The sequence below is a fragment of the Parasegetibacter sp. NRK P23 genome, from assembly GCF_023721715.1.
Lineage (GTDB): Bacteria > Bacteroidota > Bacteroidia > Chitinophagales > Chitinophagaceae > Parasegetibacter.
Map to the genome: position 1 here is coordinate 1,519,953 of NZ_JAMDLG010000001.1, position 7,731 is coordinate 1,527,683.

The following is a 7,731-nucleotide window of genomic DNA, read 5'->3' on the forward strand; positions in this document are numbered from 1 at the left end:
GTTGGTTTTTACTGCACCAAGATATTTATTTCCCTGCTATTATCGCCGGCGTTTTCTACAGTAAGCAATTGCTTTGTGGTATCATAACGCCATTCAGTATCTGTAAGTGCCTTGCCGTTGATCGTGATTTTCACCGGCTTTACCGTTGTATAAAAACGGAGTGCATATTGTGTTGGCGGCACTTCAAAATCCCCTGATGGTTTGTTCACCGTTATCTTTGTTGTGTTCTTTTCCTTCAGCAGTTGAACACTGGTAAAGGCGAATCCGCCTTTTTGGTAATCCAGGCTTTTCCCATCATCCTGGTACATTTTACAGGTACCGGAACTGCCATCATACACCTGCAATGTAAGCGTGTCCACGGCGCTTTCGCCGTGATAAAGCATAGCGGGCTGCATGGGGAGTATGGCGCCTGCTTTCACAAACATGGGCATTTCATCGATTGGTGTTACCACATGCAGGTATTGCTTTCCTTTGTGCCGGGAGCCTGTCCAGAAATTCACCCATTCCCCTTCCGGTAAATACACGGTACGTGTTTGCGCGCCTTTCACGGTAACAGGACATACCATCAGCGATGGCCCCAGCATATACTGGTCGGTGATGTTGTACACACGCTCGTCGTTCTGGTAGTGCAATACCAGGGCGCGCATCAGCGGCATCCCCGTATCATGCATTTCCCTGGAGGCGGCGTATAGATAGGGTGTGAGCCGATAGCGGAGGGCATCAAATTTTTTAAAAATATGCAGGATGGTATCGCCATAACGCCAGGGTTCTTTATAATCGGGGTGGTCCATGCCGAAGAGGTGCGCCACAGGGCTCATCAGCCCGAACTGGCACCACCGGATGTACAGTTCGGGATCGGCCTTGTGTTCAAAGCCGCCCATGCAATGCGCCCAGTTTCCCACACCGGAGACGCCGATATTAAGTCCAGCCTTGATCACAGGTTCAAAATACTGCCATTCACTGGGCCAGTCTCCGGCAAAAATATAAGGATACCGTTGGATGCCCGCGTATCCTTCCCGGGTGAGGTTCATGCCCCTGATCCCGTTAAAATCCCGGAACTTTTCGTAGGGCGCTTTCGCGTAGGCGATGGGAAAAACATTGTGGAGTTTCCGTGCTTTTTCGTCGGTGGGACCAGTTTTTTCACTTTCATTGGCCAGTCCGCCAAAGGCGCTTCCTTCATCCGTTTTCAGGAACATCGCACCTTGGGAGGCGATGCGCATTACGCCATGGTTCCACCACCAGTTCACGGAAGTGGAATCGAAGAAGTTCACGAACTCCCCCTTGTTGCCCGGTTCAGGGTAAACATATCCTTTTTCGCGGGCCGTATCCAGCAGTTGCAAAGTATTCCCGTTATCGAACCGGGGCCGGATGTGCATACCCACCATCTTATAGTTCATCTTGTACAAACTATCGAACATGAGCCGCGGATTTTTGAATGTTTCCCGCCATTCAAAAGAGGTGGCGCCTTTTCCACCGTTCTTTCCAAAAATCCGCCATACGGAATCGAGGTGAAGGATGTCCACGGGAATGCCCAGTTCCCTGAACTTTCTTGCAAGCGCCAACACATAAGTATCGGAGGTGAGCGCTTCGTGCCCCCAGGTTCCGCCGGCGTAAGTACCTACATGTAAACCCAACGCGAATTCGGGGAGCAATGGTGATTTTCCAGTGATATCGGTATAACGATCCAGTATAACCGGGAACGATGAGCCATACATAAAATAGTAATCCATTTCACCACCATCCGCGGAAAAACTGTACTGTCCGGGCGTGGAAAAACCCATGTCCCAGGTCGTGGCGAAGGAGTTGTGGAAGAAGATGCCATACCCTTTTGTACTCATAAAAAAGGGAACGGGCGAATAGTTGGCCTCGTTCACATTATAGGCGCCGATCACGTGCGGCAATCCCTTTCCCCTGCCCACGTTCAGCCGAAGTTTTTTACTGCGCTGGTCGAGGAAATCCATTCTTTCACCGAAGCCGAAAAAATGTTCGGAAGCATCCAATGATTTCGTGGTAGTGATGGTATCTTCTTGCTTTGAACTTCCGCCTTCGGCCACATTTTTCTCCGCGGAAAGCAGCTTGCCACCGGAAGTGTACACATCAATAGAAAATGGGGTTTTATTGATCCTCACGGAGAGTTTGGCGGTGCTCAGCTGAATAGCGGTACCTTTGTCGGCAGCGGTAACATTCACCGGTGCCCAGTTGTACTTCACCACCATCCATGGTTCGTTGGCTTCAAAACGTCCATCCCAACTGGTTCTTACCCGAAAAACATCGTCGGTACAGAATTCGATCCTGGTTTCTCCATTGGTGGTAAGAAATCTGAAAACATTGTTGCTGCGCTGGAAATTCCCTTTGAGATCGCCCATGCTTTTCTGGGCGTTGGCGTGCAGTAAAATTAGCATCAGAAAGCAAAGGGCGGCAATTCTTTTTACAATCGTCATGGCAAACCTTTTTCGGTAAGCACGCAATATAATTAACCGTATGGAGGCACCATCCTGTAGTGAGGGGCTGTGTTAGAGCCGGTTACTTTCCGCGGCAATAAATCTGCTGAGTTGCATGTTTGGATGGTTCCAATGGTAGCCCAACCTTACTATGATACTGTTGTTGGCGGGATTCACATAGATGTATTGCCCCAGGATGCCCAATGCGTAAAAGGCACTGCCAGTATAGGAGATAAAAAATCTTTTAGTGCCATTGGTGGTTCTGTACGATTGTACGCGCCCGTTATGAAAAGAAGTGTTTGTAAGCGCTTTTACAGCGGTGGAAGAATCTTCAAATTCAGTATATGCGCCACTTCCCCAGAACTGGTTCTTATACCCTTCCGCGGCGTGCATGGCTTCCATGGAAATAGTATTGTTTACCCAGCTTTCAGTGATCAGTTGCTTCCCGTTCCAGTTGCCTTTGTTGAGGTAAAGCCTTCCGAACTTCGCGAAGTCCCTGGCGGTGGCGTTGATGCCCGCGTAGGCCAGTTCGTGCTTGCGTTTATCGGTGGTCCAGGTGGCCGCGTATTCCATGCCGAGGGGGTCCCAGAGTTTCTGTTGAAGATAGGCCACGGGTTTCATGCCCGTTGCTTTTTCGAGCACCATGGCGAGCAGCAATGTATTGATGCTCTGGTAATCCATTTTGCCGGGCGCTTCTTTGATCTTCACTTTGTACACATGCGGAATCATATTGGGGCGGAAGGCCATTTTGATGGCATCGTCCTTCAGACCGTAACTGCCTTCGTTCCAAACCAGTCCGCTGCGCATGTCCAGTAAATGCTGGATGGTGATGCGGGCGAACCGTTCATCTTTTTTCAGAAAGCGTGGGAGGTAATTGGTGAAAGGCTCGTTGAGGGAACTTATTTTTCCTTCTTCCAAAGCCATTCCTATTAATGTGGCCACGAACGATTTGGCTACCGAGAACGAGGGCAGCAACGATTGCTGGTTGAAACCATTGAAATAATTTTCGTACAGGAGGGAATCGTTCCGGATCACCAGGAAAGCCGCGGTGCCGGTACCTTGTAAAGCTTTGTCCAGCCTGTTCTTCAATATGGTATCTGGTTGTGGCGCGGTTGTAAAAGAAAAACGTGCGCCGTTGTTGTTCATGGGAACGGAGGGCATGTCTTCGTGGGAACGGAGGTTCAGGTTCCTGAATTTGTATGCGCGGGCCATATAGCAAGAGGGCAGGAATGGCAGCGCCGCCAGGAGCAACAAGGGAAGTTTAGGCATAACGTTGATGGTTAATGCCGTTAAGATAAGGGATTGATGGCTGGAAGAAAAGTTAAAAACCCGCTGTTGGCGGGGGGCCTACAACAGCCTGTAACCTAAAACGAGCGAACTGGTCTTGTAAGAAGAATTCCACAACAAATAGGACCCAACAATATCCCTGGGCGTCTGGTACCGGAGTTCCGCACTGAACTTGTTTTTATACCGGAACCCCGCACCGATCCCCCAGTTCCGTCTTCCATCCACCTTCAATTCATTCCGGTTCTGCCCGTTGGATTGTTCTACCACGACCGAAGAAGCGAAGCTGATATCGAGGATATGAGCGGCATTCAGAAACAATGCAGCTTGTTCATTCAACATAAAATAATGTCTTAGTCCCACCTGCGCCTCTACCGATTTATAGTTTACGCTTGTAATGACATCGGTATTCAACACGGAGGAAGATTTCCTGGACGATTCACCACTGAAATACTGAAAAACAGGCTCTGCCAGCAAGGCCCATTTTCCTTTATTGTATGGCAATACAAATTCCGCCTGCAAGCCAAACCCGAAAGCGGGCTTGCTGCTCATTTGCGCGCCACGGTAGCTGCTTGAACTGTTCTCCAGTTCAAAGGAAGATATATTCAGGCGCGGGCGTACCAACAGGTGAACACTCATCTTCTTGTTGCTTTTTTCGAATACAACCGGTTCAAAGCCCTCGCAGGTATTGTATGCGCGAAAAACACGCATCAGTTCATTCCGGGCATAACTTAATTGCTGAAAATTTTCCTTTGAAAGATCTTTACAGGTAAGTTGCTCTTCCAATTGCTGCCTGAAAGCATTATTCTGGGCCGATGCAGTAGCCGAAACAAAATAACTTTTAAAAACGAGTTGTTGTATCGTGCCACCATCTTTGTTAAAGAAGAAGCGTAACAGGGAGCCGTCTTCATACTTGTAAAGATTGGCCTTTCCTTCCATCAGCATTTCCAGGAAGAGTGTTTCTTCTTTAAAATCAGGCGCGCTTTCTTCACTCAGCTGGTTCATGTCTTCGCTGGAGCGATCGATGAGTACCGTCTGGCTGATGAACCTGAACGTGTTGTAAACACTGAATTCGCGAACATCTTTTACAGAAGCCCATTTTGCTTCCCCTGTTTCAGAAAGTTTGTATTGAAATCGTGTAGGATTACTTTTCCACTCATTGTTCCGTATAAAGCATTCCGTTTTCACGCCAAGGGAATCAATGATGTATCCTTTTTCAAAAGTGATCTGGGCTTGAGCGGAAAGACAGGTAAGGGTAAGGAACAGGAGATACAGTTGCTTTTGCATGTAAGGTAAATGGTTATGGCTTAAGGGTTAAAATGCAATCGGTTACAAAATACATAAAAAATAGGATACGGGGTTACTTGGTGTGAGATTTTTTTGAATTATTACCTTCTTCTCTCTCAGCGTCTTTTATAAGTGACTATCTCCAGGTAACAGGAATGTCTTTAAATTCGAATCCGCCTTTGTTGCCCGTAAACTCTATTGCTATTAGTTTCAGCAGTTTGGTGGCGGGTAATATTTTCCTGAATTCAAACACAGCTTTTACGGGCGTATCGGTATATACTTTTCCCCGGAATCCGCCGCTTCCAATATTGATACCACTGCTTTCAAATTCGTTGCCTTGTATGTCTACCACATTCGATTTCCGGAAACTGATTTCAGTATTGGCCGCACGATTGGTAATAAGCAGGGTGAGCCTGATTGTCTGTTCCTTTATATTGCCTTCGCAGGTGAGGATGCTGAAATCTATATTTTCGAAGTTTGCCGATTTAACGGGAGCAAGTATTTTGAGCGTTTTCCTGAGGTACTCATTCTCTTGCAGAAGCTCCTTACAATCGGTTGGCTGGGCGAAAAGTGGCATGGTGCAAAAGAATAGGAAAAAGCCTGAAAGCAGGAGGGATGATTTCATAACAAAAGGTTTAACAGAGGGCTGAAATTACAGAAACCTGAAAAGTGGGTAGTGAAAAGTTTTGTGAAAATTGAGGGGCGTGCAACAACGTTCATGGAATCAACAGACCTTTCAATGTGGGTTTATACTTATGTGATTAAGTCCAAGCGTCTTTCAAAAAGGGCGCCATACTGCCCTTTTTGGCCCACTTTAATTATAATTGAAAACCATTTTAATTAAAAAGTGTTTTTTAATGCCCTTTATAATGAATTTTAATTCGGAATGTTTAAATTTACAATAAAAAAAGGCGTTATAATGCACTTCAATGAAGTTTTTAATATTGTTAAAGCCAGAAGGGAATCTTTAAATGTGACGCAGGAAACGCTCGCGCAACTTTCCGGCGTAGCATTGAGGACCTTGAAGCAATTTGAAAGCGGCAAAGGCAATCCTACCTTGCAAACACTCCAAAAAATCGGTGACGCACTGGGCCTTGAGGTAACGGTTGTCGTTAAAAACAGGGAATTAACGCATGAGAGCAGCAAAGATTCTTTTTAAAGGGCAGGAAGCCGGCATATTAACACAATATGATGACGGTACGTTCACGTTCCGGTATAACGCATCGTGGGTAGAAGACAGGGGTAAACCGGCGATCAGTCTTACATTGCCGAAAGTCGCCGCGCCATACACTTCTCCTTACCTATTCCCATTCTTCTACAACATGCTGCCGGAAGGATCAAACAAACAAGTCGTTTGCCAGCTTAACCACCTGGACCAGAACGATTATTTCGGGTTATTGCTGACGATTGCCCAAACAGACACCATTGGCGCGGTAACCGTGTCAAAAATTGATTAAACATGCCTTTACCAGATTTCCAACATTGCCCTGGTACGCTGGCCCCTGGCCACCACACCTATAGTCGGACAGCACTCGTAAGGGTCTTTAAAGGCCGCAAGGTAAGTCATCTTCTTCCCTATGATTCTCCCGCGTCCAATGCCGCAATGGACGAACTATTTGATGAAAACAGAAAAAACATATCTATCTCCGGCGTACAGGAAAAATTCTCTGTTTTGCTTGAGAAGAACAAACTTCGATTGATTAAAGAGGGGGAGCGAGGTAGTTACATTTTAAAACCAATTCCGGCAGCCGGCCGGCGACCGGACCAGATGCCCCCGAATGAACACCTTACCATGCAGATTGCGCGACAAGTGTACCATATTGAAACAGCAGAGAATGCGCTGATCTTCTTCCGGAATGGAGCACCAGCATATATCACGAAACGTTTTGATGTTGATGAAAATGATAGGAAACTGGCGCAGGAGGATTTCGCATCCCTTGCCGGGCGTACCCCTCAAACGCATGGTGAACATTATAAGTACCTCGGCAATTATTTGCAGCTATTTCAACTCATGCAAAAATGTGTACCGGCATATCCCGTAGAAGCGCCGAAATTACTGAAACTGCTCATGTTCAACTATCTCTTCTCAAATGGGGATGCGCATTTCAAGAATTTTTCTCTCCTTGAAACACCAATGGGGGACTATCGCCTTAGTCCGGCATATGACCTGCTTAACAGCAGGATTCACATTAACGATAAGGATTTCGCCTTAGATGAGGGCTTATTACCAAAAGAAATGGCACAAGGGAAAATGATGCAGCAGTTCTCCGTATTAGCCGATCAGGCAGGCGTTTCGCAGGCTTCCTTTGATGCAATCAGGCAACTAATGGTTTCCCAAGCGAATAAAGTGCAGGAATTAACGATGGCGTCTTATCTGGATGAAACCACCAAACGAAATTATTGGCAATCGTATATGGGTCGGTTACGGCAACTGGAAAAAGTGTGAAAGATCAATTTGAGATTTTGATTCACCTATGGAGCATTATATGTAGTATTGAAATACGCCGACACACCGCTCGTCGAAGAGGAGTTCATTAAAAAAGTGAGAACCTGCTCCACCGGTACCGGTAAAAGTTTTGTGGCTTCTGCTATTCTGTCAGCGGCCCCAATTCCGTCAGTTTTAGAGTAGAGTTATCTCTTTATCTTTAAACTGTTAACTACGATGAAAAAGACAAGATTTACCGAGAGCCAAATAGTGGCTGCGATCAAGCAACAGGAA

7 protein-coding genes are annotated in these 7,731 nt (G+C 46.6%); 3 read left to right on the plus strand and 4 right to left on the minus strand.

Annotated features, from left to right (window positions below):
• Positions 1–8: 8 nt before the first annotated feature.
• From M4J38_RS06130 to M4J38_RS06145, 4 genes are all read right to left on the minus strand, one after another.
• On the minus strand, positions 9–2,441 hold the full coding sequence (locus M4J38_RS06130; RefSeq protein ID WP_251758657.1) for a glycoside hydrolase family 31 protein: 2,433 nt from the start codon (positions 2,439–2,441) through the stop codon (positions 9–11).
• A gap of 72 nt (positions 2,442–2,513) precedes the next feature.
• A complete protein-coding gene (locus M4J38_RS06135) occupies positions 2,514–3,710 on the minus strand; it encodes a serine hydrolase (protein WP_251758658.1) in 1,197 nt (398 codons plus the stop codon).
• A 78-nt stretch (positions 3,711–3,788) separates the two neighbouring features.
• The gene (locus tag M4J38_RS06140) at positions 3,789–5,012 is read right to left on the minus strand and encodes a hypothetical protein (RefSeq protein ID WP_251758659.1); all 1,224 of its coding nucleotides are present in this window, start codon (positions 5,010–5,012) and stop codon (positions 3,789–3,791) included.
• A gap of 136 nt (positions 5,013–5,148) precedes the next feature.
• Positions 5,149–5,637 (minus strand): hypothetical protein, encoded by a 489-nt coding sequence (locus tag M4J38_RS06145; RefSeq protein WP_251758660.1) that lies wholly within the window; start codon positions 5,635–5,637, stop codon positions 5,149–5,151.
• A 261-nt stretch (positions 5,638–5,898) separates the two neighbouring features.
• Here M4J38_RS06145 and M4J38_RS06150 point away from each other — a divergent pair, with 261 nt between their 5' ends.
• Genes M4J38_RS06150 through M4J38_RS06160 form a run of 3 tightly spaced genes read left to right on the plus strand, consistent with a single transcriptional unit; the run spans position 5,899 to position 7,458 of the window.
• On the plus strand, positions 5,899–6,171 hold the full coding sequence (locus M4J38_RS06150; RefSeq protein ID WP_251758661.1) for a helix-turn-helix domain-containing protein: 273 nt from the start codon (positions 5,899–5,901) through the stop codon (positions 6,169–6,171).
• Entirely contained in the window at positions 6,146–6,469 is a 324-nt protein-coding gene (locus M4J38_RS06155) for a HipA N-terminal domain-containing protein (protein WP_251758662.1), read from the plus strand. The genes M4J38_RS06150 and M4J38_RS06155 overlap by 26 nt, the downstream gene beginning before the upstream one ends.
• A gap of 2 nt (positions 6,470–6,471) precedes the next feature.
• On the plus strand, positions 6,472–7,458 hold the full coding sequence (locus M4J38_RS06160; RefSeq protein ID WP_251758663.1) for a HipA domain-containing protein: 987 nt from the start codon (positions 6,472–6,474) through the stop codon (positions 7,456–7,458).
• Positions 7,459–7,731: the final 273 nt, after the last annotated feature.